The following is a 25236-nucleotide window of genomic DNA, read 5'->3' on the forward strand; positions in this document are numbered from 1 at the left end:
CCCATGTCACGTGCGCTGATCATCGTCGACGTGCAGAACGACTTCTGCGAGGGCGGCTCGCTGGCCGTCTCCGGCGGCGCCGCCGTCGCCAAGGGCATCTCCCTGGTACTCGACCGGGCCGGCGACCGCTGGGACCACGTGGTGGCGACCAAGGATTACCACATCGACCCGGGCGCCCACTTCAGCGAGACGCCGGACTTCGTCGACTCCTGGCCGGTGCACTGCGTGGCCGGCTCCTCCGGCGCGGACTTCCACCCCGAGCTGATCACCGACCGCATCGAGGCGGTCTTCCACAAGGGCGCCTACGAGGCCGCGTACTCCGGCTTCGAGGGACAGTCCGAGAGCGGCGACCGGCTCGCCGCCTGGCTCCGCGAGAAGGGCGTCACCGAGGTCGAGGTCGTCGGCATCGCCACCGACCACTGCGTCCGCGCCACGGCCCTGGACGCCGCCACCGAGGGCTTCACCACCACGGTCCTCCTGGAGCTGACCGCCGGCGTCGCCCGCGCCACCACCGACGCCGCCCTGGAGCAACTCCGCGCCGCCTCGATCGAGACCACGGGGTCCCCGGTTGTCGATCCCGCCTGACTCCGCACCTTCCCACCCCGGTCCCCCTCCCGCCGACCCTGCCTCCTCACCGCCCGGCCCAGCCTCCTCGCCCAGCCCAGCCTCGCCGCCCGGCCCCGCCTCCTCGCCGCCCGGCTCTTTCCTGTCGCCGTCTCCGGACGGCCCCCGGGCCGCGCTGTCGAACCGGGACGAGACGCCGATCAGGCCGTTCGAACAGGCGGACTGGGATCAGGTGTGGCCGATCGTCCGGCAGGTGGTCCGTGCCGCCGACACCTACACCTACGACCCGGCGATGACCGAGGCCGCGGCCCGCGGCACCTGGCTGGAGTCCCCGCCCGGCCGCACCGTGGTCGCCGTCGAGGGTTCCCGGGTGACCGGCACCGCCAAGATGGGCCCGAACAAACCCGGCCCGGGCGCCCACGTCGCCACGGCGAGCTTCATGGTCGCCGAGAACGCCCGGGGCCGGGGCATCGGCGCCGCCCTCTGCCGCTACGCGATCGACTGGGCCCGGGAGCAGGGTTACGCCGGCATCCAGTTCAACGCTGTGGCCGCGTCCAACACCGCCGCCGTCGCCGTCTACCGCCGCCTGGGCTTCACGATCGTCGGCACGGTCCCCCGCGCCTTCCAGCACCCCACCCTGGGCCGCGTCGGCCTGCACATCATGTACCTGGAGTTCTGACCGGTCACAAACCCTGGACTCTCATGATCAACATGCGCCACGATCTCCCTCCGAGACCGAAGGCGAGAAGCCCGATGAGCAACGCACGTTTCCTGATCCTGCACGGCTGGCAGAACCGCCGCCCAGCGAACCACTGGCAGCACTGGCTCGCCACCAGCCTGACCGATTCCGGTCACGCCGTCGACTACCCCCAGCTCCCCTCTCCCGACGACCCGGACCTCGAGGCCTGGCTCAGCCAGCTCACCACCCACACCACCGCGCTGACCACCCCGCCCGGTAGCACCCTGCCCGGCACCACCCCGCCCGGCAGCGCCCTGCCCGGTAGCGCCGACGAGGCGGCGGGTTCGACCACGGTGATCTGCCACAGCCTCGGCTGCCTGCTCTGGCTGCACGGCGCGGCTCGCGGACTGATCACCACCCCGGTCGACCAGGTGCTGCTGATCGCCCCGCCGTCCGCGTCGATCGCCCTCGCGAACCCGGAGATCGCCGCCTTCGCTCCCCCACCGGTGACATCGGCCCAGTTGACCGCGGCTGCCCGCTACACCCGGTTGATCGCCAGCAACAACGACCCCTACTGCCCCGAGGGCGCCGCCGAGTCCTTCGGCCGCCCCCTGAACCTGGACACCGACCTGCTCCCCGGCACGTCCCACCTGAACCCGGACTCCGGCTACGGCTCCTGGCCGTCCCTGCTCGAGTGGTGCCTCAACCCATCCCCCAGCACCCGCATCACCCCCCGCGCGTGAACTTCAGGCACGCAGGACCCCGAACTCCCCACACGCCACAGCCGCGCCCCGCCCACGTGTGAAGTTCAGCCACGCAGCGAACCCGAGATCCCCACACGCCAAGGTCCCCACACGCCAAGGTCTCCACGAGTGCTGGCCGCCGCGCGGCATTGCGTCGCCCGAGCGATGCACTCCGCAGCGATGCGGTTCGGTGGTCCCAAGCGCCGAGCGCACACGAACGACGCAAGAGAGGCTGGGCGCACACGAACAGCGCAAGAGGGACACCAGGCGCATACGAACAGCGCAAGAGGGACACCAGGCGCACACGATCAACAGGGAACAGGGGCGGTAGGTGCACACGATCCGCGACCGTGGACTCGCACAGCCGCCAGAGGGGCGCCAGAACGACTCGATCAGCGATCGGGGACTCCCGCCCGCCCCGGTCGGCCATGATCGTGAGCCCAGACCACCCGAAGCACCGCCACTCATCGGTCGACGGTCACCCCACAAGCAGCGGCGCCGCACCCCGAGCGGGTGAACGTGCGGCCTACAGCGGGCACGACTTCACACACACCCGGGGTCCGGGGGCGGATCAACCGACCCTGACGGGGACCTGACCCTCCGCGGGAGCGACACGAGCGGCAGGCACGACGGGACCGGCGAGTGGATCACCGTCGGCCGCACCGGACAGGCCGGACTCGAGGTCGACGGGGTCGAGGTCGGCAAGGGCGGCGGCGTCGAGGGCGGCGTCGGTGCGGCGGCGGCGGAGTTCGCCCGGGAGGACCGCCAAGGCGACCAGGACCCCGACGGCGCCGACCGCGACGAAACCCCACGCCGGGGCGATCGAGTCGATGGCCAGGCCGGCCAGCGGGCCGCCCAGTGCCACGCCCACGGTGAGCGCCGAGTTGTGCAGGCCCATCGCCTCGCCGCGAGCGGACGCCGGGATCATCCGGCTGATCGCGGCCGAGCTCGCCGTGATCGTCGGGGCGCACAGGGCGCCGGCCGGGATCAGCAGCAGCGCGAGCAGCCACCAGTGTGAGCCGCCCAGCCCGACCGGGATGGTGAACAGGGCCATCGGCAGGAAGATGGCGAGTACCGGGAGCCCGCGGCGGATGGTGCCGTACGCGAAACCGCCCAGCAGCGAGAAGAACGCCCAGAGTGACATGACCATGCCGCTCCAGCCCAGCTCGCCGGACTCGCGGAGCACCGCGACGACCGCGACGTCGGTGCCGGAGAGCACGAGCGTGGCGGCCATCGTGACGGCGAGGATGGCGACGAACCGCGGCTTCAGCCAGCTGCGGCGCGGCACCCGCTCGACGGCGCCAACGGCGGCCTCGTGCTCGGCCCGGGTGGGTGGGTCGAGCAGCCAGAGACCGAGCCCGGCCAGCAGGATGCCGACGGCCAGGGTGAGCATGGCGACGCGCGGGCCGGCGGCGCTGGTGGCGATCAGCACGCCGAGCGCCGGGCCGGCCATGAACGACAGCTCGGTGGTGATCGAGTCAAGGGCGAAGGCGGGCAGCCGATGCGACTCGGGGGTGAGCGCGGCGATCGACTGCCGGGCCACCGAGAACGCCGGGAGCGCCAGGAACCCGCCGACCACGGCGACCGGGAGCAGAGCCCAGTACGGCAGCGCCTGCGCGACGAGCCAGTAGGTCACCTCGGCGACCGTGGTGAGCACGAGGATCGGGCGGAGGCCGTGTTTGTCGATCATCCGGCCCATCACCGGGGCGCCGAACGACCCGCCGACGGTCGCGGCCGCCCCGACGAGACCCGCGGCGCCGTAACCCATGCCGAGGTCGGTGACCACGTGCAGGGTGAGCACCACCGCCGCGGCCGCGATGGGGATGCGGGCGAGCGTGGCGACGACGAGCAACGACGGGATCTTCGGCAGTGCGAGGGTTTCCCGGTAAGGCTTGAGCAACATGACGATCCTGACCTCCGCCGCCGATGATGCCGTAGCCGTACGACAGAAACCATCGGGTTTGGCGTAGCTCACGTAACCGAATGGAAACGAAACGGCCCCCGCTTCCGAAGAAACGGGGGCCGTCCGGCGAAAAAACCTACTTGATGTCTTCCTCGTAGCTGGCGCCACCGTCCGACTCGTGGGTCAGGGGCTTGGCGCCACCCTCCGGCGGACCGGCGATGGTGTGCTCACCGGCAGCGAGCTCGGGGAACTTCAGGTCGAAGGCCGGGCGCTCGGAGCGGATCCGCGGCATCCAGTCGAAGTTGCGCAGCGGCGGCGGGGACGAGGTGGCCCACTCCAGCGAGTTGCCGTGGCCCCACGGGTCGGCCGCGTCGACGACCTTGCCGACCTTGTAGGACTTCCAGATGTTGTAGAGGAACGGCAGCGTGGCCAGGCCCAGGATGAACGAGCCGATCGTGGAGATCGTGTTCAGCGTGGTGAAGCCGTCGCTGGGCAGGTAGTCCGCGTACCGCCGCGGCATGCCCTTGGTGCCGAGCCAGTGCTGCACCAGGAAGGTGGTGTGGAAGCCGATCATGGTGAGCCAGAAGTGCACCTTGGCCAGCTTCTCGTCGAGCATCCGGCCGAACATCTTGGGGAACCAGAAGTAGATGCCGGAGAAGACCGCGAACACGATCGTGCCGAAGAGCACGTAGTGGAAGTGCGCGATCACGAAGTACGAGTCGGAGACGTGGAAGTCGATCGGCGGCGACGCGAGCAGCACGCCGGAGAGACCACCGAAGAGGAACGTCACCAGGAAGCCGATCGCGAAGAGCATGGGCGGCTCGAAGCTGATCTGGCCGCGCCACATGGTGCCGATCCAGACGAAGAACTTCATGCCGGTGGGCACCGCGATCAGGAAGCTCAGGAAGCTGAAGAACGGCAGCAGCACCTGGCCGGTGACGAACATGTGGTGCGCCCAGACCGACATGGACAGTGCGCCGATCAGCAGCGTCGCGGCGACCAGGCCCTTGTAGCCGAAGACCGGCTTGCGGCTGAAGACCGGGATGACCTCGGTGATGATGCCGAAGAACGGCAGCGCGATGATGTACACCTCGGGGTGGCCGAAGAACCAGAAGAGGTGCTGCCAGAGCATCGGCCCGCCGGTCTGCACGTCGAAGACGTGGGCACCGAGGATGCGGTCCGCGGCGAGCGCGAAGAGCGCGGCCGCCAGGAACGGGAAGACCATCACCGCGAGCAGCGCGGTGACCAGCATGTTCCAGCACATGATCGGCATGCGGAACATGGTCATGCCGGGCGCGCGCAGGGTCAGGATCGTGGTGATCAGGTTGACCGAGCCGAGGATCGTGCCCAGACCGGAGATGGCCAGGCCGACCACCCACATGTTGGCGCCGACACCCGGCGAGTGCAGCGAGTCGCTCAGCGGCGTGTACGCGAACCAGCCGAAGTCGGCCGCGCCACCCGGCGTGAGGAACCCGCCGATGGTGATCAGACCACCGAACAGGTAGAGCCAGTACGCGAACGCGTTCAGCCGCGGAAAGGAAACGTCCGGCGCACCGATCTGGATCGGTACGACGTAGTTGCCGAACGCGAACACGATCGGTGTCGCGAAGAACAGCAGCATGATCGTGCCGTGCATGGTGAAGAGCTGGTTGAACTGTTCCGGCGACAGGATCTGCATACCCGGCCGGGCCAGCTCGGCGCGCATCAGCAGCGCCATGAGGCCACCCAGCAGGAAGAACACGAAGGCGGTGATCATGTACATGATCCCGATCTGCTTCGCGTCCGTCGTGCGCAGGACCCGGGCGAATGCCGAGCCCTTGACCTGCCGTCGCACCGGATATGGACGGGTCGCGATCGGCGACGGCGCAACGGTCGTCACGAGATGCCTCCGTTGTCTCGTTCGTCCCACTCGGCACACCCTGAAGATCGGGCGTACCTCGCTGGCAGAATAGTCCCCCACCTACCGCACGCTGGCGCGGGGTGACACTGGGCCATTTAGACAGCCACCTAGGACGAACCCGGACGACTACACCTGTGAGACCAGGCCCCGGTAGTGATCGGTGAAGATGCGCAGTCCACGACGGCGCAGCATCGGGTCCCGCAGGGACGGTGGCACGTCCCTGGTCCGGTCCCGTTCCCGGGTCCGCTCGCGGACCTCCGTACACCGTGGCCTGCGGCGATCCTCGAAGACACGCAGAGCAACGGAGATGTCACCCTCCGACTTTCGCAGCTCCTGACCGAGCACGTAGCCGTCCTCAAACGACATGGCGCCACCCTGGGCCAACGTCGGCGCGGTGGCGTGCGCGGCGTCGCCGACCAGCACGACCGGCCCCTTCGACCAGGCGTCCAGGACGACCTCGTCGGTACGCGCGACCGACACCTTCTCCATCCGGTCCAGGATGGCCGGCACCGGCCCGCCGTACGACCCGAAGAGCTCCTGCAGCCGCTTCAGCGGATCATCGGGATTCGGCGAGTCCGGGGCGGTCTCGTCCGCGTACACGTATATCTTGCCGCCACCCATCGGCATGGCGACGAACTGCGACCGCCGCCCCAGGGAGGCCGTCCAGTCGGTGAGCGGCGGGCCGCCACTGACCACCGAGCGGTAGACGATCTGACCGGTCGGCACCGCACCCCCGCCGAGGCCGACCTTCTCCCGGATCGTCGAACGACGGCCGTCCGCGCCGATGACCAGGTCGTACTCCGCGATCGAGCCGTTGCCGAACTCCACCTTGGCGGCGCCGTCGATGATCTCCAGGTCGCGGACCTCGGTGTCGTAGCGCACCTCGCCGCCGACGCCGGTGAGCAGCACCCGTTGCAGGTCGGCGCGGGAGAGCACCCGCGACTCGCCGACGCCCGCCCAGAGCGCGGCCACGTCCATCTCGAACAGCTGGCGGCCACGGGCGTCCAGGAAGACCTGCCGGAAGATCAGCTCTCCGAGCGGCCGCAGCGGGACGTCGAGTCCGAGCAGGCGCATCGCCCGGGTCGCGTTGCCCGGGAGGTAGATGCCGGCGCCGGGGCTCATGGTCGCCGGAAGGGCCTCCACCACATCCGGACGGAATCCCGCGACTCGCAGCCCCCGGGCCGCGGCCAAGCCGGCAACACCGGCGCCCACCACGAGGATGCGCAAGGTCATCGCACCAACGCCTTCCTGTCGATGGATACGCGTCGGAGCCAGAACACTACCGCGCGCCACCACGGACGGGGAACCCTCGATCAACATCGGGTCCTATTTGCTCTATTAGCGCCCCCGTCGCGGTGCGTCCACCAGCCAACCACACGGGTACGACATTCCCGGGGCTAGTCACCCGTACAGGAAGAGGACTCGGACGAAGAGGTGAGGGATATCTCTGTCGGATGCGGGCATCCTTCTTGCGCGGCCCACCGGCCATGCACCGAAGATGCAACCAGCAAATGCTTCAGGAGCACTGCGGTACGCCGAATGGCGGGGGTCTACCGGCCGAGAGCAGTGGAAAGGGTTCGACTCAGATGCACCCCGTCGTCACAGATCTCTCCGCCGAGCTGTGGCAGTCCGCCGTCCGCGTGCTGGACATCAACTGGTCCGGCGATCACATGGTGCCGTCGCGCCGGCTCTATCCACACCAGTGGAGCTGGGACACGGCCTTCATCGCGGTCGGCCTCGCCTACGTCAACCCCACCCGGGCCTGGCGCGACCTGCACAGCCTCTTCGAGGCGCAGTGGCCGGACGGCCGGGTGCCGCACATCGCCTTCGACCCGGCGACCGGCGAGGAGGACTACTTCCCCGGTCCCGCTTTCTGGAACGTTCCGGCGTACGGTCGCCGTCGGCCCCTCGGCAGCACCGGCATCGTCCAGCCGCCGGTGCACGCGCTGGCCGCGTGGGAGGTCTACCGCCACGCCGCCGCACACGGCGCCGCCAGTGTCCAGGAGGCGCTGAACGAGCTGGCCTGGCTCTACCCCCGGCTCGTCGCCCAGCAGGACTACCTCTCCGAGCGCCGGAACGCGGGCGGCGCCGGTCTCGCCGCGATCGTGCACCCCTGGGAGTCCGGACTGGACAACAGCCCGTCCTGGGACGCCGCGCTGGCCAACGTCCCCGCCGATCTGAGCCTGCTCACCCGGTACCACCGCCGCGACCTGGTGGTGACGAACGCCGCACACCGCCCGACCGACGAGGACTACGCGCGCTATGTCCGGCTCGCGGTGAGTTACCGGGACGGCGGGTACTCCGACACCGACCTCCCGCAGCGGCACGACTTCGTGGTGGAGTGCCCCGGTTTCAACGGCGTGCTGGGCGTGGCCGAGCTGGCTCTGGCCCAGATCGCCGGCGTGCTCGGCCTGCCCCTGGACGCACGGCGGCACCGGCAGCGCGCCCGGGAGATCACCGCGGCGATCTCCCGGACCCTCTGGGACCCCGCGACGCGTACCTTCCGCTCCCGCGACGTCCGGACCGGCGAGCTGAGCGCGGCCCGCTGCGTCAACGGCCTGCTGCCGCTGATGCTGCCGGACCTCTCCGCCGACCGGGCCGCCGCGATCATGGACGAGCTGCGCTCGGAGCGCTTCGGCCTGCCCGCGCCGAGCACCGACCGCACCGCGGCGTACTTCGACACCCACCGCTACTGGCGCGGTCCGGTCTGGATCAACGTGAACTGGCTGCTCCGCCGCGGCATGCAGGTTCACGGCCACCACGGCGAGGCCGAGGAACTGCGCCGCGCCCTGCTCCGCCTGGTCCACGACAACGGCCCCTACGAGTACTTCGACCCGGAGACCGGCAAGGGCCTGGGCGCGCCGACCTTCAGCTGGTCCGCGGCCCTCTGCCTGGACCTGCTCGCCGACCGCTCCGCACCGGCTTACGCCCGCGACGCCTGAGAACCCTCTTCCGGTACGCCGGAACGCCGGCGATGTCCGGCCGCTGGACGCGGCCGGACATCGGATCAGAAGATGACCACCGAGCGCAGCACGTCGCCGGTGTGCATCTTGGCGAACGCCTGCTCCACCCCGTCCAGCGGGATCTCCTCGGTGACGAAGCTGTCCAGGTCCAGCCGGCCCTGCTTGTAGAGCTCGGTCAGCATCGGGAAGTCCCGGCTGGGCAGGCAGTCGCCGTACCAGCTCGACTTGAGCGCGCCGCCCCGCCCGAACACGTCGAGCAGCGGCAGCTCGATCGTCATGTCCGGCGTCGGCACGCCCACCAGCACCACGGTCCCCGCCAGATCACGGGCGTAGAACGCCTGCTTGTACGTCTCCGGCCGCCCCACCGCCTCGATCACCACGTCGGCGCCGAACCCGCCGGTCAGCTCCTGCACCCGGGCCACCACGTCGTGCTCGCGGGCGTTGACCGTGTGGGTGGCCCCGAAGCCCCGGGCCCACTCCAGCTTCCGGTCGTCGGTGTCGATCGCGATGATCGTGCTCGCCCCGGCCAGCGCCGCACCGGCCACCGCGCCGTCACCGACGCCGCCGCAGCCGATCACCGCGACCGAGTCGCCCCGGGTCACCCCGCCGGTGTTGATCGCCGCGCCGAGCCCGGCCATCACGCCGCAGCCGAGCAGGCCGACCGCCGCCGGGCGCGCCGACGGGTCCACCTTCGTACACTGGCCGGCCGCGACCAGCGTCTTCTCCACGAACGCGCCGATGCCCAGGGCCGGGGAGAGCTCGGTCCCGTCCTCCAGGGTCATCTTCTGCTTGGCGTTGTGGGTGGCGAAGCAGTACCACGGCTTGCCCCTGTTGCAAGCCCGGCAGTTCCCGCAGACGGCGCGCCAGTTGAGCACCACGAAGTCGCCCGGCGCGACGTCGGTGACCCCCTCGCCGACCGCCTCGACGACACCGGCCGCCTCGTGCCCGAGCAGGAACGGGAACTCGTCGTTGATGCCGCCCTCCCGGTAGTGCAGGTCGGTGTGGCAGACGCCGCAGCTCTGCACCTTCACGACCGCCTCACCGGGCCCCGGATCGGGCACCACGATGGTGGCCACCTCGACCGGCTTGCCCTTCTCCCGGGCGATGACGCCCCGTACCCGCTGGCTCATCCGCATCCCTCCGTCGACAGCTCATTGGATGCGGACAACCCTGCCACTCCGCCCCATGGTCAGGTAGGTAGATCGTCCGGGTTATCCACGAGCGCTTCGGCGAGCTTGGCCAACTGACGGACCTGAGCCGTGGTGAGGCGGTCGAAGATCAGCTGCTGGACGGCCTCGGCGTGCCCGGGAGCGGAGGCGACCACCTTCTCCCAGCCGGCCTCGGTCAGCTCGGCGATCTGCACCCGGCCGTCGGCGGGATCGCGCGTCCGGCGGATCCAGCCCTTCTCCTCCAGCCGGGAGACCACGTGGGAGAGACGGGAGAGGGAGGCGCTGGCTCGCCGGGCCAGCAGGCTCATCGGGAGGCGGCGGTCCGGGCGCTCGGAGAGCGTCATCATCACGAGGTAGCCCATATGGGTCAGACCGGCGTCCCGCTGGAGCTGCGCGTCCAGGGCGGCGGGCACCTTGACCAGCACTTCGACCAGTCGCCGCCAGGCCGTCTGCTGTTCCTCGGTCAACCAGCGCGGCTCGTCCATGCTGGAAGGTTAGTGGTTCTGATACCCGACACCGAATCGATCGACTTGCGTGAACCTGAGCGGGTACTCTGTGCGAGGCAGATCACTCTGGGCGTGCCACGCCCTGACGACTTTCCACCCCGACACGACGCCGGAACCGGCTGGCTGGGGGGCCTCGGCCGGTTCCGGCGTCGTGCGCCAATGCTCGTGAAACGCCTGCTCGTTCACTTCGCCGGCGGCTCGTCCTTCCCCGCCTCCTCCAGGGCGTCCGCCTCCTCCTTGGTCCGGTGCACCGCGCCGTCGGCGTGCTCCGGCGGGCCGTAGATCGTGTAGAGGACCAGCGGGTTCGGGCCGTCGTTGACGAAGTTGTGCTTGCGCCCGGCCGGGACGACCACGAGGTCGCCCTGGACGACCGCACGGGTCTGCCCCGAGACGATCGCCTTGCCGGCCCCGCTGACGAAGGTGAGGATCTGGTCCACCTCGTGGACCTCCTCGCCGATCTCGCCGCCCGGTGGGACGGTCATGATGACGAGCTGAGTGTGCTCGCCGGTCCAGAGGACACGGCGGAAGTCGGGGTTCTTCTCCGCGACGGTGGCGATCGTGAAGTGTTCCATGCCGGAACGGTTACCCAGGTCAGGAGCTCCGCAACCGGCCCGGCGAGACCGGTGTCGGCCGGCCGATCAGATAGCCCTGGACGTAGTCGACGCCCAGCTCGCGCAGCATCCGCAGGGTCGGCTCGTCCTGCACGAACTCGGCCACCGTGTGGATCCCGTACGCCTGGCACACCTGCACGAGCGCCCGTACCAGCACCTGGTCCTGCGGGTTGTCCACCAGGTCGACCACGTACTCCCCATCGATCTTGACGATGTCGACCGGGAAGAGCCGCAGATAGCGGAAGGAGGCGTAGCCGGAGCCGAAGTCGTCCAGGGCCAGCGAGCAGCCCAGGTCACGGATCCGGTCGGCGAACCGGCGGGCCTCGCTGAGGTTGCCGATCAGCGCGGTCTCGGTGATCTCGAAGGTGAGCTGGGCCGGGTCCACCGCGTACGTGGCGAGGAGCCGCTCGACCTCGGCGGTGAGCCGGGGATCGCCGACCGACCGGCCGGAGAGGTTGATCTGCAGGCTGACGCCGGACTGCTCGGCGGCGAGCCGCATGGCCCGCTCCACCACCCAGAGGTCGATGTCGTAGACCGCGTCCAGCCGCTCGGCGGTGTCCAGCACGTGGATCGGCGACTGCGGGCCGTCCGCCTCGTCCAGGACCCGCAGCAGCAGCTCGTGCCGGGTCACCCGGTTGGTCTGCAGCTCCAGGATCGGCTGCGAGTAGAGCGTGAACCGGTCGGTGCCGAGCGCGTCCGCGACCCGGTTCCGGTACGACCCCTGCCGGTCCCGGAGCAGCACCGGCCGGGCGACCAGCGTGACCGGCACGTCCGTCTCGCGCGACTGCCGCCAGGCCTGTTCCGCGTCGATCAGCAGGTCGTGGCTGCCCGCCTCGGCATCGGCGGCGAACCGGACCAGCCCGCCCCAGACCCGTCCCGCGGTCTCGGTGCGCAGCATCTCGATCAGCAGGTTCGCCTGCTTCCGGGCGACCGGCCAGGAGCTCCCCGCGAGCAGGACCGCGACCTCGTTCGGCCCGACCCGCCCGAGCAGGTACTCCGGTCGCGCCTGGCTCTCCAGCAGCCGGGCGGACTCCTGGAGAAGCTCGGCGTTGCGCTCCGGGCGTACCCCCTCGGCCTCGTCGACCATGAGCTGGGTCCGGATCACCAGCAGCGCGCCACCGGCCTGGCGCAGTGCGCGGTCCAGCTCGTCGGCGAAGCGGGCCCGGGTCAGCAGCCCGGTCGCCGGGTCCGGCTCGACCAGCGAGGCCTGCACGGTCTCGCCCCGCCGGGTCAGCCGGGCCACCTCGCGGCGGGCGCGCTCCCGGGCGGTGACGTCGCGGACCGTGCCCCGGATGCCGCGGACCGTGCCGTCCGGGCTCATCATCGGCTCGAGACGGCAGTCCACGTCGAACCAGCCGCCGTCGGCGCGCATCAGGCGGACCGTGACACGGACGGTGTTCCGGCTGGTCCAGGCCTCGGTGATGCCGCCGAGCGCCGTGGCGTGGTCGTCGCGGTGCACGTAGCGGGCGAGGACCTGGCGGGTCATCTCCTTCTCGGCGGGGACCCGGCCGAGCATCGCGGAGAGCGCGGCCGACCAGACGATCTGGTCGCCGGCGGCGGTGTACGAGAACCACGCGGCGCGATCCTCGGCGGGCGGCCGGGGTTCCGGCAGCGCGGCGGCCGGCGCCGACGACGACCAGCGCTCACGTTCTTCGGGCACAGTCATCCGCCGTCACCTCCCCCTCGCGCACGGCAGTTTCCGCTCGACACCCAAGACCCCTCACCTATTACGACCTGTCACCGGGCCGTAGTAACAGAGGACGCCATAGTCAAAGTTTTGACGAATCCGCAGGCAAGGCCAGGAGCAGGGAATTATCGCCCATCCAGCCTACCGAAACAACCGAATGGCGGACCCCCTTGCCCCGCAATTCCGCCGAATTACCACGCGATACTCCACGACGGACAGTCACTACCCGTATTCGCTACAGAACCTTCCGCATTGTCATGCGAATAGCCGACCGTCCACATGCACACGCCGTTTCCGGAAAAGCGCGTGGCGTGACCGTCATGCGGCATCCGCCGGGGCGATCTCCAGCTCGGAGATGCGCTGCCAGACCGGCCGCATGGCCGCCTCCGGCTCCCGCGCGAAGACGCTGCCCCGAATCCGGACGAAGACACAGTTACCCACCCGTTCGAGCACCGATTGCCGGCGGGTATCGCTCTCCCACTGCTCCGGACCGTGATAGGTCTCACCGTCGCATTCGATGGCGAGCCGCCGTCCGTCCGGCGCGTTCAGTACGAAATCGATCCGGTATCCGCCGATCCGGAACTGCGGGATCGGACGGTAACCGTTCGCGACCAGAAGCTTGAGCACATCGCGCTCGAAGTCGTTCTCGCAACGCGCCGCGCCGTCCACCACATCGTCCGCGTCGGAGAGGTTGCTCGCGTACGCCAGCAGTTTCCCCCGGGCGTCGTCGGCGAGCAGCGAGCCCGGCCGCACCGAGTGGTAGATCCAGAGCTGGTCCCGGGCCCGGGAGGCGGCCACGTTGATCCGGCGGTGGTAGTCGCGCTTGGTGAACGCCGCGACCTTCGGATCATTGTCGGACACCACCATGGACACCAGCACGACGTCTCGCTCGTCGCCCTGGAACGTGTACGCGTCACCCACCCGCATCCGCCGTGCCTGGATCTCGTCCTCGCCGATCGCGTCGCGCAGCCGGTCCAGCAGGTACGCCGCCTGCCCGCTGCTGCTCAGCAGACTGATCACGCCGAGCGTCTTCCCGTCGTACCGCGGGTCCGCGACTATCTTGGTCACCCGCTCGACCAGCTCATCCGCCTCGTCCCGGTTGACGTCGCCGAACCCCGGGACCGGCTCGCGCACCCCGGACTCGCAGAACACGGTCCGGATCGCGGTGAGCACCGGCCGGTCCGCACGCAACGGCATGATCTTGTCGTCGTAGTAGTTCCGCGACGAGAACTCGATGATCTGCGGCACGGACCGGAAGTGCTCGGTCAGCATGATCCGCTCCGGCGAGCGGCGTACCGCGTGATCGTAAAGCGACGACTCCGGGTCGAAGTGCTCCGCCGACGGGATATCGCCCAGGTGCCGGTGGATCAGCGGGCCGACCGAGCCGACGAAGCCGAGCTGCGGCCCGATCTGCTGGTCGTCGCCGACCACCACGGCCCGCTCGGCGAGCGAGAGCACCGGCAGCGCGAAGAGGTCCGCCTGCGACGCCTCGTCCACGATCACCACGTCGAACGTCGCGCCGGCGGCGAACTGCTCGACCGCCCGGTCCACCGACATGACCCAGACCGGCACCGCACTGACCGCGGACTCCATCGCCCGCTGAGCGTGCGCCTGCCAGACCGCGGCGCTGCGCCCGGTGCCCTTGCCGATCTTGCGGAGCGCGGTGGTCCAGTCGGCCAGCGCCGCCCGCCGCCGGTCGTCCAGCGAGCGGGCCACCTCCAGCCAGGCCGACGCGACGACCAGTTCGCCGGTGAGCCGCCGGATCCGGGTCCGGGCCCGCTCCACCCGCCGGGCCAGCACCGCCGGATCGACGTCGCCGACCACCCCGTCGAACCAGGTCTGCGCCCGCCGCCACTGCCACGCGTCCAGGCAGGCCACGCCGGAGACCGGGGGCACCTCGCCGGCCGAGATCTGCGCGGCCCACTCCGGCGCCGCCTTGACCAGCCGGTCGAAGCTGACCGAGAAGCGCATCACGTCCGGCTGCAGCAGGATCACCCGCAGCGCCTCGGCGATCGCCTCGTCCCAGCCTTCGAGGGTCTCCCACGCCTGCGCGAACTCCGGCCACGGCGCCACCCGGTCGGCCACCGCACGATCCAGCGCCCGCAGCCGCTCCAACCGCCGGAAACCGGCGGCCCCCTCGACCATCTCGGTCACCGCGGCCAGCCGCCCGGCATCCAGTTCCAGTTCCTTCTTGGGTACGACCTCAGCCAGCCGTTCCGCGAGCGAAGGCCAGCGCCGCAGGTCGAACTCGAGCGAGTGCGCCGCCTCGGAGAGCAGCGCGCCCGACCACACCTCCGGGTCGCCCCAGCCACCGGCCGGCTCGGTGATCCGCAGTCGCTCCACCCACTCGGCCCACAGGTCGCCGAGGCGCCGCCGGGACTGTATCCGGCGGACCCACGCGACCACCTGGTCGACGTCCTCGACCGAGCGCAGCCCCTCGCCGTCCACCCGGACCTCGTCGGCCACCCGGTACAGGCCGGGCTGGAGCAGCCGGTTCAGCCCCTTGCCCGCCTCGAACCGCAGCCGGATCTCGCCCAGCTTGGCGAGCAGCATCTTCGGCTCGTTCGCGAGCTGGTCCGGCACCACGATCCGGTGCCCGGCCTGCTCCCGCGCGCTCGCGGCGAGCTCGGTCAGCAGCTCCTCGACCGAGGCCACGTGGTCGGCCCAGAGCGACTTCCAGTGCTGGTCGTGCATCAGCCGGCCGAGGCGGTCGGTCCAGGTGCCCTCGCGACGGCGCAGCCACGCGACGGCGTCCTTGAGCTCGGTCAGCAGTTCGGCCAGGACGTCCGGCTCCATGGCGCGTACCCGGGAATTCTGCACGCCCTGATCCGCCAGGCGGGAGAGAGTCGCCTCGATCTCCGCGATCTCGGCCCGCCGCGCCGAGGACTCGGCGGCGTCCGGCAGATCCTGGATCTCCGGCAGCGGGCGCATCGCGGCCGCCCGGTCCTCGGCCGAGAGCCGCGTCGCCAGCTTGAGCACCGTCGCGAACTCCTCGATGGTCAGCGGCGCCGGCCCGCTGATCGGGTCCGGGATGCCGCCGTGCTCCGCCGCCCGCTCCCGCAGCCAGGCACCCACCTCGGCGGGCAGGAGATTCACCCCACCGATCTGGTACGTCACCGCCTCGCTCTCGGCGATCAGCCGCAGGCCGGCCAGCGCCGAGTTCAGCTCCCGCTCCGCCTCCTCCAGCGTGTGCGTGAGCCGGTCCACCCGGCGCGCCTCGGCGTCCTTGTCCAGGGTGGCGGCCCGGTCGGAGAGCTCCCGCGCGGCCAGCTGCAGCTGCATCAGCTGATCCGTGGTCCGCCCGAGCACGGCCAGGCAGAGCGGCTGGACCTCCTCGGGCAGGCCGTCCCGGAGCACCCGGAGCGGCTCCTCCTTCTGCGCGACCACCAGGACCCGCTTGCCGTTCGCCATCAGATGGCAGATCAGGTTACGGATGGTGTGCGTCTTGCCCGTGCCGGGCGGGCCCTGCACCGCGACGTTCCGGTGCTGGGCCAGCCGGCGGACGATCGACTCCTGCGCCTCGTTGGTCGGCATCGGCATGAGCAGCCGCTCGCCGACCCGGTGCCAGGCCTCCGGCCGGTCGTCCGGCATCGCCAGCCGGCTCGGCTCGTGCGCCAGGATCGCGGCCAGCGCACCCACGCCACCGGAGCCGGCCGAGGCCCGGTCCCGCAGGTTCTCCAGGAAGCCGCGGAGCTGCCGCTGCCGGGGCCGCGCGAAGAGGATCGCGGTGTCCCGGATGTGGGTGCCCTCGGGCTTCGGGTCTCCGGGCACGACGACCGTACGGTCCTCGCCGAGGCGGGTCAGGGCGCGCTCGAAGAACTCGCGGCGCTCGAGGTCGTTCCAGAGGTCCACCTCGACCGTGCCACCGGGTCCGGTCAGGCCGAGAAGCTGGGTGAGATAGCGCTCGTCGAGCCCGGCGAGCGCGTCGACCTGCAGCCGGGACGGTCCGGCCGGGGAGACCGAGATCAGGGCGCGGTCGGCGTCGTACTCGATCAGCACCGGGGTGGCGATCAGCGGGTAACGGACCTTGGCCCCGTCGACGACGGTCTCCAGCAGGCCGTGCCCCCAGACCAGCTCGGTGGTGTTGGCGGCCATGTCAAGTTGATGCATCCGGTCGAACAGCTTCCGGTGCAGGTCCCGGGCCTGTTCCGCGGACTCGCTCAGCCGCGCCCAGGGCCGCCACTTCTCCTCCCGCCAGGTCTCGAAGTCGTCCCCGCCGTCCTCCGGCTCGCTCTCCGCACCACTCGCGCCCTCGGCGCCGCCCGTGCCACTCGCGCCCTCAGCATCGCCCGCGTCCCCGACGCCGCCCGTGCGCTCGGCACCGTTCGCGCCTTCCGCGCCCACGACGCCGCTCGCGCCTTCCGCACCCACGTCTTTGATACCGGATTTTTCGGATTTATCGGCATCGGCGCCGGCGGTCTTCGCCGGGGCGGCCTCCACCGCGGGCTCGCTGGTCGCGGTGATCTCGCCGCGCAGGCGGCGGCGCAGGGCGGCCGGGACCGCGACCGGCAGCGGCAGGTCCGGCCGGCCGACACGCAGCCACGAGGTGCCGTCGGCGCCGGGTCCCGACCGGCAGTCCGGATGCTGCGGCAGCGCGTCCAGCCAGTGCGCGTCCGACGGCACGGTCCGGGCCGGGCGGTCCATCTGCGCACGGACGGCAAGAAGGTAGTCGGCGACCGCGACAGCCCGGTCCCGGATCGTCGTGGGCGACTCCATTCCGCGAAGTCTAGGGCTCCACCCGGCGAGCGGGTGAGTGCGGTCACCGCCCTTTTTCAGGCTCCCGGCCGACGACCGGAGGCAGTATCGTGACGCCCGGCTGATCTTGAGGCGAATCCGGAGAAACGCATGAGGCGGGGATGGGCCGATCTCGACGGCAACGGCCACTACTGGCCGTCGCAGCCGTCACCCGCCTCACCGACCACGCCCGTCGATCCCTTGATCAGCCCGGACTTCACCGGCTGGTGGCAGCGCGGCACCACCCTGATGACCCGGATCTGGCGCCCGGCCCTCGCGGTCAACCTGGTCGCCGCCGTACCGATGGCCCTGGTCGCCGTCCCCGTCCAGATCACGATCAACCACGAGCTCGCCTCGCTCCGCACCGCGACCCGCCTCGCCGAGGTCACCGGCGCGCTCACCGCCACCGGCCTGATGCTGGCCAGCACCCTGGTCACGTTCCTGCTGCACGTCATCGCGGTCCTGATCACCGCCCAGCTCGTGATCCTGGTCGCCACCGGCCGCCCGCCCGGCATCCGCGCGGCGCTGGCCACCTCGGTACGCCGCATCCCCGCCCTGATCGGCTGGAACGCCGTCACGGCCGTACTGACCGGCGCCGCCTTCCTCTGCTGCGTGCTACCCGCCTTCTACTTCGCCGTGGTCCTGCTGGTCCTCCCGGTCGTCGTACTCCTCGAACCCGGCCGCGGCGTCGGCCGCTGCTTCCAGATCTTCCACGTCGACTTCGGCGCCTCGGCCACCCGCGCCGGCACCCTCTTCGGCCTCGGCATGGCCTGCGAGTCCCTGGCCTCGGTCGCCGACTTCCTCACCGACCCCAGCATCGGCCTGACCGACCCCGGGCCGATCCTCTCCACCTTCCAGGCCGTCCTGAGCGTGCTGCTGTATGTCGTTTATGGCGTCCTCGGCACACCGTTGCTGGTCACCGCATATGCCGACATGCGCGCCCGCACCGAGCCCTTCTCCACCGCCCACCTGATCACCCCACCCACCACCCGCCCGGCCCCACCCAGCTGACCACTCACCGCCACCACGAGCCCAGCGTCACCCAGGCCGGCCACTCACCGCCGTCGCAGACCCGGCGTCACCCGGCTGACCACCCGCCGTCGCAGACCCGGCGTCACCCGGCTGACCATCCGCCGTCGCCCCTCCCGGCCTCAGGTCGGGCACCTTCTCTTCGGGATCCAGCCCGATCGCCGACCGCCCACCATCGATCGGAATGATCGCCCCGTTGATGAACGACGCGGCATCCGACAGCAGAAACGCCACCACATCCGCGATCTCCTCCGGCCGCCCCATCCGCCCCACAGGTTGAAGCCGAGCGATCTCCCGATCAAACCCTTCTCCCCGGTACGCCTCCGCCCGCCCCGTCACCACCGACCCCACGGCCAACGCGTTGACCCGTACCCCGAACCCTCCATAATCCACCGCAAGCGCCCTGGTCAGCCCCTCCACCGCCGCTTTCGCCGTCGAGTAGGGAAGCGCCCCGCGCACCGCCCGCTGCCCTTGATGCGACGAGACATTGACGATCGCCCCACCCTTCCCACCACCCCTGCCAACACCACCACCGCCGGGGTTTGAACCATCGCCATCGCCATCGCCATCGCCATCGCCGAGGAAGTGCCGCAGAGCCGCCGCGCATCCCGCAAGCGCCGGGTCGAGATTCCTCGTGATGAGCGCCCTGACCTCAGCCGCCGGCAGTTCATGAAGCCAGGCCTCCGGAAACACCGCCGCGTTGTTCACCCACCCGCACAACGGCGCCACACCGGCCGCGAGGCCGGCCGCCCGTTCGGCAACCACCTGATCTCCGGCATCCCCGACCACAACCATCAGACGATCTCGCCGCGGATGGCTTCCCACCCAGCTCGACGCGGCCTCGGACGCTTCCAGCACAACAACCGCGCCGCCATCTCCGACAAGCCGCTCGACGATCGCCCGCCCGATCCCTCGCCCGCCCCCGGTAACCACATAGGACTTCCCACGCAGACTCATCCACTCATCTTCATCAACACACCACCACCGCACCTGCCGAAGGCCGCACCCGCGAGGCAGCCCGAATCCCCACGACCAGGCCGCACCCACACCATCCCCGCCGCCCCACTCGGCACCCGGACTCACTCGCCACCCGGACTCACTCGCCACCCGGACTCACTCGGCACCCGGACCCACTCGGCACCCGGACCGGGAGGCCACACCGAAGCACGCCGGGCCTGGACACATGAGGCCACGCCGAAGCACGCGGAACCTGGACGCAGCCGAAAAGCCGAAAGGCAGCCGGAAAGCAGGCACCCGGCACCGAGCCTGGCTGCGGCAGCCCTCGCTAGGGGAACTGCATGCGACGAGGGCGCGGGATCACCGGCGGAGGGAGGGGCAGGTCGTCCAGGTGGCTCCAGTTCAGGGTGCCGTTGTCGGTGGACTTGACCTCGCCCAGGCAGGCGCGGAGCAGGCCCAGGTTGGGTGCTCCGGCGTAGCCGGCGATGACGACCTCGGGCTTCGGGGCGATCCGGGCGATCGCCGCACAGATCTTGGCGACCTCGCGTTCGTCGACGGCGTCCAGCGGGAGCGGAGCCTCGATCGGCGACCGGCGCCACGGCGGGCCGAAACGCCCGAGCAGTTCCCGGGCGAGGCGCCCGAACGAGCGCCCCACCTCCGCGTCGCGCATCGAGATCCGGGCGGACTGCCCGTAGCACCACGGAACCACGACGTGCCCGTTGATCAGGACCAGTTGGTAGACCGAGCGGGGCACGCTGATGATCTCCGCCCCGGGCAGGGTGCCGAGGAAGAGCACCAGCTCCTCGTACGGCAAGGCCCATCGGGGGTTGGCGAGCACCCGCTCCACGGTCTGCGTCATGGCGGGGTGCGCGTGCACTTCACGGTCGATCGCCGTGCTCAACGCCTCGGGCACCCGGGTCCAGAGCTCGTCGGCGACCTTGTCACCGAACTGCTCGACCAGCCAATCGCTCGGACCGACGAGAACGTCTGGACGCATTCCCCACCACCACCGTCCGTGATGCCGACGTCACTGCTGGCTAGAAGAGTTGCACTTCCAATGATCGACTGGAAGGGGTTAGCAACGAGATCATAAAAACGACTGTGAATGAAATCGAGCATGTCGATCAACGGTTAGCCACGACGGCGGAGCACCGAGCGCGAGGAGAGCAAAACCTGCAACTTGCGCGGCGAACCGCTCGCGCAAGTTGCAGGACGGTTTCGCTATTCACCCGCGACTGACAGTTAACCGCGAAGTTATTTCGGATCGGTGACGGCGAGGCAAACATCATTTCACCGGCCGTGATCAAACACTCCACCACCAGCACTCACCCGCCCCAGAAGATCCTTTACGCATCATCCGTCACGCCTCGCCGGCCGAATCGCAAATCGTTGCACGTGGTGAATCCGCCTTGCAGCTAGATCCACACGCCCTGCTCAGCGGCCCGAGTACGAGCAAGCACCTGCGCACTGCGCAACTCGAGACAGCATCACTGTCAGATTCCCGTCACAGCCCCACCGAACCCGGGCATTTCGATCACCGCCGCGCCTGCAAACGCTCTCACGCCCCCACCCCAACCGTCACGAATTATCGATCTTGACCACCGCGCCGGAGACCGCCCGGAAAATGGTTTCGGACACCCCGACGGCCGCCCCCGGACAACGAAATCTTAAATACATTCCGCATTCCGCTGTGGACACCGAAGCCGGCGAGCGTCGCCCGTTCTCCTTTACCCGTCGACAATGACGCCCGCTCACTTCAGCGCTGCAAATCGCAACCGCCATCGCCGTCACTGTGCGTTGCGAAACGGAGATCCACCACGTTTCCGGCGTACGTCCACACCGGATCCCACCACCGCACCGCACCGGTTCCGGCCACTCCCACGCCCCACCGCAGCCCGCCATCCCCGGAAGACTCCCGAGCACACCGCCTTGATCACCGGCCGCGGACCGCCCACCGGCCACCGCCTCGGCCCACCCCGGCCACCGCTTCCGCCCTCCCCCTCGGGGCACGAACGACCGTTCCCATCCCACCGGTAAAGCCCTGATCGGACGCTTTATCACCCACTCCGGATCTGAAAGGTCGCACCTCGCCACCTAGCCGTTCGGAAAGCGCGCCCACAACACCCCGGAAACCGAAGCCGACCGGCCGGAAGTCAGCCGCCCGGCGCGCCCTCTCCCGAAGCTCCACAGCCATAGGAGGCGATCACGGCCCGCCCCGTCGCCGACTCCACACCGACCGTCTGCGCCACCGCCACCGTCACCCCGTGGAGCAAACCCTCCTTGGCCACCCGCACCGCTCCGAGGATCTCCTCGGCGATCACCGCCGGCGCCCGCCCGCGATTCCCCTCCCCCAGCTCCAGCCCGATCAACTCGCCGCCCGCCCCGAGCCGGACCGCGACCAGCCCGTCCGGACTCCGCGCCGTACCCGACAACAGCGCCAGCCGCTCCGACAGCTCCCGCGTACGCCGCGCCCGCACCTCTATCCCGGCGTGCCAGTCATCGATCCAGCGCCGGGCGCCCTCCAGATCCCGCGGATCGAACACGAGGCCACCTCCTTCGCACCGGCCCTCACGCTAGCCACGCCGGCAAGATCCCGGAGACGCCTGTGGACAACCTCGCGACCGGCATGTCCACAGCCCTGTGGATAACCTGGCTACCAGCGGAAACGCCTTCAACAGGGATCGACCGTGTCCCAGGAGTAGCCGAACCTCTCCGGCGGCAGCCGCCACTCCCGCAGCACCGCGAGCAGCTCACCCTCGTCGGCCGCCTCCGCCCTGCGGATCCGCGCCACCCCGAGGTCGTGGTCGTACCCCTCCAGCCGGTCGGCCTCGTACTCCCAGTGGGTGATCAGGAAGCTCCGGCCCGGGTCGGCGCGGATCGCGTCACCCGCCGACCCGCTCGGCACGATGTGCACGAACGACCAGCGATGCGGCTGCGAGGCCGGGACCAGCACGGCGAGCCGCCGGCCGAGCCGCAGCGCGGCCAGCAGCGCCGGCGGCCAGATCCATTCACGCTGATCCATAATGGAGGGCAGCGTACCGATCGGAGGTGCCGGGTCGTCGCACAGAACTGTCGGGGGCGGGCGCTACCGTGCCGGAGTGAGTTCGAGTCAGCCGGTCAGTCCGGCCGAGGAGGCCGCCGCGGTGATCGCGGCGGTCCTGCGTGACCTGCGGACGGGCGAGCATCGCGGGGTGGTCGTCGACTCACCGCCGGGCGCCGGCAAGTCGACGCTGGTGGTCCGCGCGGCCGGCGAGCTCGCCGGCGCCGGCGCCCCACTGATGATCGTGGCGCAGACCAACGAGCAGGTGGACGACCTGATCGAGCGGCTCGGCACGCGGTCGCCCGAGGTCGGCGTCGGCCGTCTCTCCGCCGTCGACTACGAGCGCACCGACCGGGTGAAGAACCATCCGAACTGCCGGGTCGCGGCCAAGGTCGGCGATCTCGGCACGCCCGCGGTCACCATCGGCACGGCCGCGAAGTGGGCCACGGTCACCGAGGGCAGCTGGCCCTGGGCGATCGTCGACGAGGCGTACCAGATGAGGTCGGACGCCCTGCTCCGCGTCGCGCCCCGCTTCGAACGCGCGCTCTTCGTCGGCGATCCGGGCCAGCTCGACCCGTTCTCCACGGTCGAGGTGGACCGCTGGATCGGCCTCTCGTGGGACCCGATGCAGAGTGCCGTCGCCGTCCTGCTCCGCCACAATCCCGATCTTCCGGTGCACCGCCTGCCGGTCTCCTGGCGGCTACCCGCCTCGGCCGCCCCGGTGGTCGCCCGCGCCTTCTACCCCTTCACCGGCTTCCGGTCCGGCACCGGCCCGGCCGACCGGCGTCTGCTCTTCGAGCAGCCGGCCGCGAGCGACCTCGACGAGGTCCTGGACACCGCGGCGGAGACCGGGTGGGGTCTGCGCCGGCTTCCCGCCCGTTTTACGGTACGCACGGACGCCGAGGCCGCCGAATCCTGCGCCCGTCTCGCGACCCGCGCCCTGGCCCGGGGCGGAGTCGCCACCTCCGAGTCGGGCTCCGGCCCGCTGACCGCCGAGCGGATCGCCATCGGGGCCGCCCATCGTGACCAGGCCGCCGCCATCCGCTCCTATCTGCCGCCCGAGGCCGCCGGCATCACGGTCGACACCGCGAATCGGCTCCAGGGCCGGGAGTACGACCTGACCGTGGTGCTGCACCCGCTCTCCGGCCGGCGCGACGCCACCGCTTTCCACCTGGAGTCCGGCCGGCTCTGCGTGCTCACCTCCCGCCATCGGCACGCCTGTGTCGTGGTGGCCCGCTCCGGCATCGCCGAGCTGCTGGACGCGCACCCGTCCACCGAGCCGGTACACCTCAACGTCCCGGTCAAGTTCCCGGACGGATGGGAGGCGAATCAATCGATGCTTGCGCATTTACACCGAACGTCACCCACCGGTAACTGTCGATAAGGTTACCGTTGGTCCATGACGCCCAACGGTGCATACCGGCCGATTCTGCGGCCCCGCCGAGGCGAGTTCGCGGCCCTGGCACACCTGTCGGCCGACGAGGCCGCCCGGGTCACGCCGATCATCGAGCTCGACGCGACCGGCAGCATCGTCCCGCTGGTCCGCGAGCTCCGTCCGCGCACCGGCGTACTCGCCATCGACTTCGGCAACGTGCCGGACCCACCACCCGGCACCACACCGCCCGGCACGGGTCGCCCGTTCCCGCCACTCGACACGGGCCGGCGGTGGTCATCGTCCCGCCTGGACCGATCCACATCACGATCCGGCGCGGACCGGCCGTCGTCACCGCCCGGCGCGGACCGGCCGTCGTCACCGCCCGGCGCGGACGGAACGTCGTCACCGCCCGGCGTGGACGGAACGTCGCCCGCACCGGGAGGGGACCGAACGGTATCGCCACCGGGCGCGCGCCGGGCGGTGTCACCGACCGGTGCGGGACGGCAGACCCCGGCGACCGAACGACTCGCCGATCAGCCGTTGGCGCTGGCCGAGCGCCTCGCCGAACTGGGCATCGCGATGGTGCCCGTGCTACGGCCGTACGAGAGCAATCGCCGCCTGGTGGCGCACGGCCTCGCCGCACGCATGCACCGGCGTCGCGCCCTGCTCCGGCTGCAGCCGCACCTGGACGCGGACAATCCCGCCCAGGCCGACGCCGCGGCCGACCGGGTCCTGGCCGCCACCGCGCTCGGCCCTGACGAGATCGACCTGCTCATCGACCTGGCCGAGACCGCCTGCGTCACCCACGCCGAGGAGGTCGAGGAACGTGCCCGGCGGGTGCTGCGGTGGGCACACGGCATGCCGTGGCGGTCGGTGAGCGTGGCGTCCGGCGCGATGCCGCCCAATCTGGACGATCTGCCCACCGACCGCCCGGTCACCGTGGGCCGCCTCGACGCCCGGCTGTGGGCACGGCTCGGCGAACCCGGCGTCGGGTACGCGGATTACGGCGTCACCTCCCCGGTACGCCGCATCGGCGTGCACTACCACCGGCAGCTGCCCACCCTGCGCTACACCACCGAGCAGGACTGGTGGATCTACCGCTGGGCCCGGCGCGGCGGCCGCAGCGACGACCGCTGTCACGACCTGTGCCGCACGCTGGTGACCTCGGCACAGTGGCCGTCGGCGGGCGCCCGGTTCTCCTGGGGCGACGCCGAGATCGCCCGCCGCGCCCGCACCGCCCGGGGCGCCGGCAGTTCGGCCAGCTGGATCGCCTGGAGCACGTCCCACCACATCTCCCACGTCCTGCGAACCATCCCGGCGGGGTAGGCGCTCCGGCCGTCCAGCGTGAGCGTTCCGGCCCGGCCGGGGTGAGCGTT

General features: G+C 70.7%; 19 protein-coding genes. 7 read left to right on the forward strand and 12 right to left on the reverse strand.

Features of this window, described 5'->3' with window-relative positions:
- The first annotated feature begins 3 nt into the window (after positions 1-3).
- From AB0M08_RS26310 to AB0M08_RS26320, 3 genes are all read left to right on the forward strand, one after another.
- Positions 4-585 carry an isochorismatase family protein gene (locus AB0M08_RS26310; protein ID WP_364498358.1) on the forward strand — a complete coding sequence of 194 codons (582 nt, stop codon included), beginning with the start codon at positions 4-6 and terminating at the stop codon, positions 583-585.
- 178 nt (positions 586-763) lie between these two features.
- Entirely contained in the window at positions 764-1243 is a 480-nt protein-coding gene (locus AB0M08_RS26315; protein WP_364498608.1) for a GNAT family N-acetyltransferase, read from the forward strand.
- A 74-nt stretch (positions 1244-1317) separates the two neighbouring features.
- Positions 1318-1986 carry an alpha/beta hydrolase gene (locus AB0M08_RS26320; protein ID WP_364498361.1) on the forward strand — a complete coding sequence of 223 codons (669 nt, stop codon included), beginning with the start codon at positions 1318-1320 and terminating at the stop codon, positions 1984-1986.
- A gap of 571 nt (positions 1987-2557) precedes the next feature.
- On the opposite strand, the gene AB0M08_RS26325 is transcribed toward AB0M08_RS26320, so the two are convergent.
- The 3 genes from AB0M08_RS26325 to AB0M08_RS26335 all read right to left on the reverse strand — a co-directional run bounded on the left by AB0M08_RS26325 (position 2558) and on the right by AB0M08_RS26335 (position 7022).
- Positions 2558-3889 (reverse strand): MFS transporter, encoded by a 1332-nt coding sequence (locus tag AB0M08_RS26325; protein WP_364498364.1) that lies wholly within the window; start codon positions 3887-3889, stop codon positions 2558-2560.
- Between the two features lie 136 nt (positions 3890-4025).
- Entirely contained in the window at positions 4026-5768 is a 1743-nt protein-coding gene (gene ctaD / locus AB0M08_RS26330) for a cytochrome c oxidase subunit I (protein WP_364498367.1), read from the reverse strand.
- Positions 5769-5915: 147 nt separating this feature from the next.
- On the reverse strand, positions 5916-7022 hold the full coding sequence (locus AB0M08_RS26335) for an FAD-dependent monooxygenase (protein ID WP_364498369.1): 1107 nt from the start codon (positions 7020-7022) through the stop codon (positions 5916-5918).
- A 353-nt stretch (positions 7023-7375) separates the two neighbouring features.
- On the opposite strand from AB0M08_RS26335, the gene AB0M08_RS26340 reads away from it, so the two are divergent.
- Positions 7376-8731, forward strand: coding sequence for a trehalase family glycosidase (locus AB0M08_RS26340; RefSeq protein ID WP_364498372.1), 1356 nt, complete (start codon positions 7376-7378; stop codon positions 8729-8731).
- A 65-nt stretch (positions 8732-8796) separates the two neighbouring features.
- Here the strand turns inward: AB0M08_RS26340 and AB0M08_RS26345 are convergent, their stop codons facing one another.
- From AB0M08_RS26345 to AB0M08_RS26365, 5 genes are all read right to left on the reverse strand, one after another.
- Entirely contained in the window at positions 8797-9882 is a 1086-nt protein-coding gene (locus AB0M08_RS26345) for an S-(hydroxymethyl)mycothiol dehydrogenase (protein WP_364498375.1), read from the reverse strand.
- A 59-nt stretch (positions 9883-9941) separates the two neighbouring features.
- The gene (locus AB0M08_RS26350) at positions 9942-10406 is read right to left on the reverse strand and encodes a MarR family transcriptional regulator (protein ID WP_364498378.1); all 465 of its coding nucleotides are present in this window, start codon (positions 10404-10406) and stop codon (positions 9942-9944) included.
- Positions 10407-10609: 203 nt separating this feature from the next.
- Positions 10610-10999 (reverse strand): cupin domain-containing protein, encoded by a 390-nt coding sequence (locus AB0M08_RS26355; RefSeq protein WP_364498381.1) that lies wholly within the window; start codon positions 10997-10999, stop codon positions 10610-10612.
- Positions 11000-11018: 19 nt separating this feature from the next.
- Positions 11019-12704, reverse strand: coding sequence for an EAL domain-containing protein (locus AB0M08_RS26360; protein ID WP_364498383.1), 1686 nt, complete (start codon positions 12702-12704; stop codon positions 11019-11021).
- Between the two features lie 339 nt (positions 12705-13043).
- Positions 13044-17441, reverse strand: coding sequence for an AAA domain-containing protein (locus tag AB0M08_RS26365; protein ID WP_364498386.1), 4398 nt, complete (start codon positions 17439-17441; stop codon positions 13044-13046).
- Between the two features lie 129 nt (positions 17442-17570).
- Between AB0M08_RS26365 and AB0M08_RS26370 the strand changes: the two genes are divergently transcribed.
- Entirely contained in the window at positions 17571-18470 is a 900-nt protein-coding gene (locus AB0M08_RS26370) for a hypothetical protein (protein WP_364498389.1), read from the forward strand.
- Positions 18471-18497: 27 nt separating this feature from the next.
- On the opposite strand, the gene AB0M08_RS26375 is transcribed toward AB0M08_RS26370, so the two are convergent.
- From AB0M08_RS26375 to AB0M08_RS26390, 4 genes are all read right to left on the reverse strand, one after another.
- Complete coding sequence (locus tag AB0M08_RS26375) at positions 18498-19445, reverse strand: SDR family oxidoreductase (protein ID WP_364498392.1); 948 nt, start codon at positions 19443-19445, stop codon at positions 18498-18500.
- A 328-nt stretch (positions 19446-19773) separates the two neighbouring features.
- Entirely contained in the window at positions 19774-20442 is a 669-nt protein-coding gene (locus AB0M08_RS26380; protein WP_364498394.1) for a hypothetical protein, read from the reverse strand.
- 1156 nt (positions 20443-21598) lie between these two features.
- Positions 21599-21988, reverse strand: coding sequence for a YbaB/EbfC family nucleoid-associated protein (locus AB0M08_RS26385; protein ID WP_364498397.1), 390 nt, complete (start codon positions 21986-21988; stop codon positions 21599-21601).
- 128 nt (positions 21989-22116) lie between these two features.
- Positions 22117-22467 (reverse strand): hypothetical protein, encoded by a 351-nt coding sequence (locus AB0M08_RS26390; protein WP_364498400.1) that lies wholly within the window; start codon positions 22465-22467, stop codon positions 22117-22119.
- Between the two features lie 76 nt (positions 22468-22543).
- Between AB0M08_RS26390 and AB0M08_RS26395 the strand changes: the two genes are divergently transcribed.
- Entirely contained in the window at positions 22544-23869 is a 1326-nt protein-coding gene (locus tag AB0M08_RS26395; RefSeq protein ID WP_364498402.1) for an AAA domain-containing protein, read from the forward strand.
- Positions 23870-23884: 15 nt separating this feature from the next.
- Positions 23885-25186 carry a beta family protein gene (locus tag AB0M08_RS26400; RefSeq protein ID WP_364498404.1) on the forward strand — a complete coding sequence of 434 codons (1302 nt, stop codon included), beginning with the start codon at positions 23885-23887 and terminating at the stop codon, positions 25184-25186.
- The last annotated feature ends 50 nt before the right edge of the window (positions 25187-25236 follow it).

It is taken from the genome of Actinoplanes sp. NPDC051851, assembly GCF_040681165.1.
Classification (GTDB): Bacteria; Actinomycetota; Actinomycetes; order Mycobacteriales; family Micromonosporaceae; genus Actinoplanes.

What these genes read in the sequence shown, in the direction of transcription:
- AB0M08_RS26310 (WP_364498358.1), top strand. Translation starts at nt 4, where the DNA reads ATGTCACGTGCGCTGATCATCGTCGACGTGCAGAACGACTTCTGCGAG.
- AB0M08_RS26320 (WP_364498361.1), top strand. Translation starts at nt 1,318, where the DNA reads ATGAGCAACGCACGTTTCCTGATCCTGCACGGCTGGCAGAACCGCCGC.
- AB0M08_RS26325 (WP_364498364.1), bottom strand. Translation starts at nt 3,889, where the DNA reads ATGTTGCTCAAGCCTTACCGGGAAACCCTCGCACTGCCGAAGATCCCG.
- AB0M08_RS26335 (WP_364498369.1), bottom strand. Translation starts at nt 7,022, where the DNA reads ATGACCTTGCGCATCCTCGTGGTGGGCGCCGGTGTTGCCGGCTTGGCC.
- AB0M08_RS26340 (WP_364498372.1), top strand. Translation starts at nt 7,376, where the DNA reads ATGCACCCCGTCGTCACAGATCTCTCCGCCGAGCTGTGGCAGTCCGCC.
- AB0M08_RS26345 (WP_364498375.1), bottom strand. Translation starts at nt 9,882, where the DNA reads ATGAGCCAGCGGGTACGGGGCGTCATCGCCCGGGAGAAGGGCAAGCCG.
- AB0M08_RS26350 (WP_364498378.1), bottom strand. Translation starts at nt 10,406, where the DNA reads ATGGACGAGCCGCGCTGGTTGACCGAGGAACAGCAGACGGCCTGGCGG.
- AB0M08_RS26355 (WP_364498381.1), bottom strand. Translation starts at nt 10,999, where the DNA reads ATGGAACACTTCACGATCGCCACCGTCGCGGAGAAGAACCCCGACTTC.
- AB0M08_RS26360 (WP_364498383.1), bottom strand. Translation starts at nt 12,704, where the DNA reads ATGACTGTGCCCGAAGAACGTGAGCGCTGGTCGTCGTCGGCGCCGGCC.
- AB0M08_RS26365 (WP_364498386.1), bottom strand. Translation starts at nt 17,441, where the DNA reads ATGGAGTCGCCCACGACGATCCGGGACCGGGCTGTCGCGGTCGCCGAC.
- AB0M08_RS26370 (WP_364498389.1), top strand. Translation starts at nt 17,571, where the DNA reads ATGAGGCGGGGATGGGCCGATCTCGACGGCAACGGCCACTACTGGCCG.
- AB0M08_RS26375 (WP_364498392.1), bottom strand. Translation starts at nt 19,445, where the DNA reads ATGAGTCTGCGTGGGAAGTCCTATGTGGTTACCGGGGGCGGGCGAGGG.
- AB0M08_RS26380 (WP_364498394.1), bottom strand. Translation starts at nt 20,442, where the DNA reads ATGCGTCCAGACGTTCTCGTCGGTCCGAGCGATTGGCTGGTCGAGCAG.
- AB0M08_RS26390 (WP_364498400.1), bottom strand. Translation starts at nt 22,467, where the DNA reads ATGGATCAGCGTGAATGGATCTGGCCGCCGGCGCTGCTGGCCGCGCTG.
- AB0M08_RS26400 (WP_364498404.1), top strand. Translation starts at nt 23,885, where the DNA reads ATGACGCCCAACGGTGCATACCGGCCGATTCTGCGGCCCCGCCGAGGC.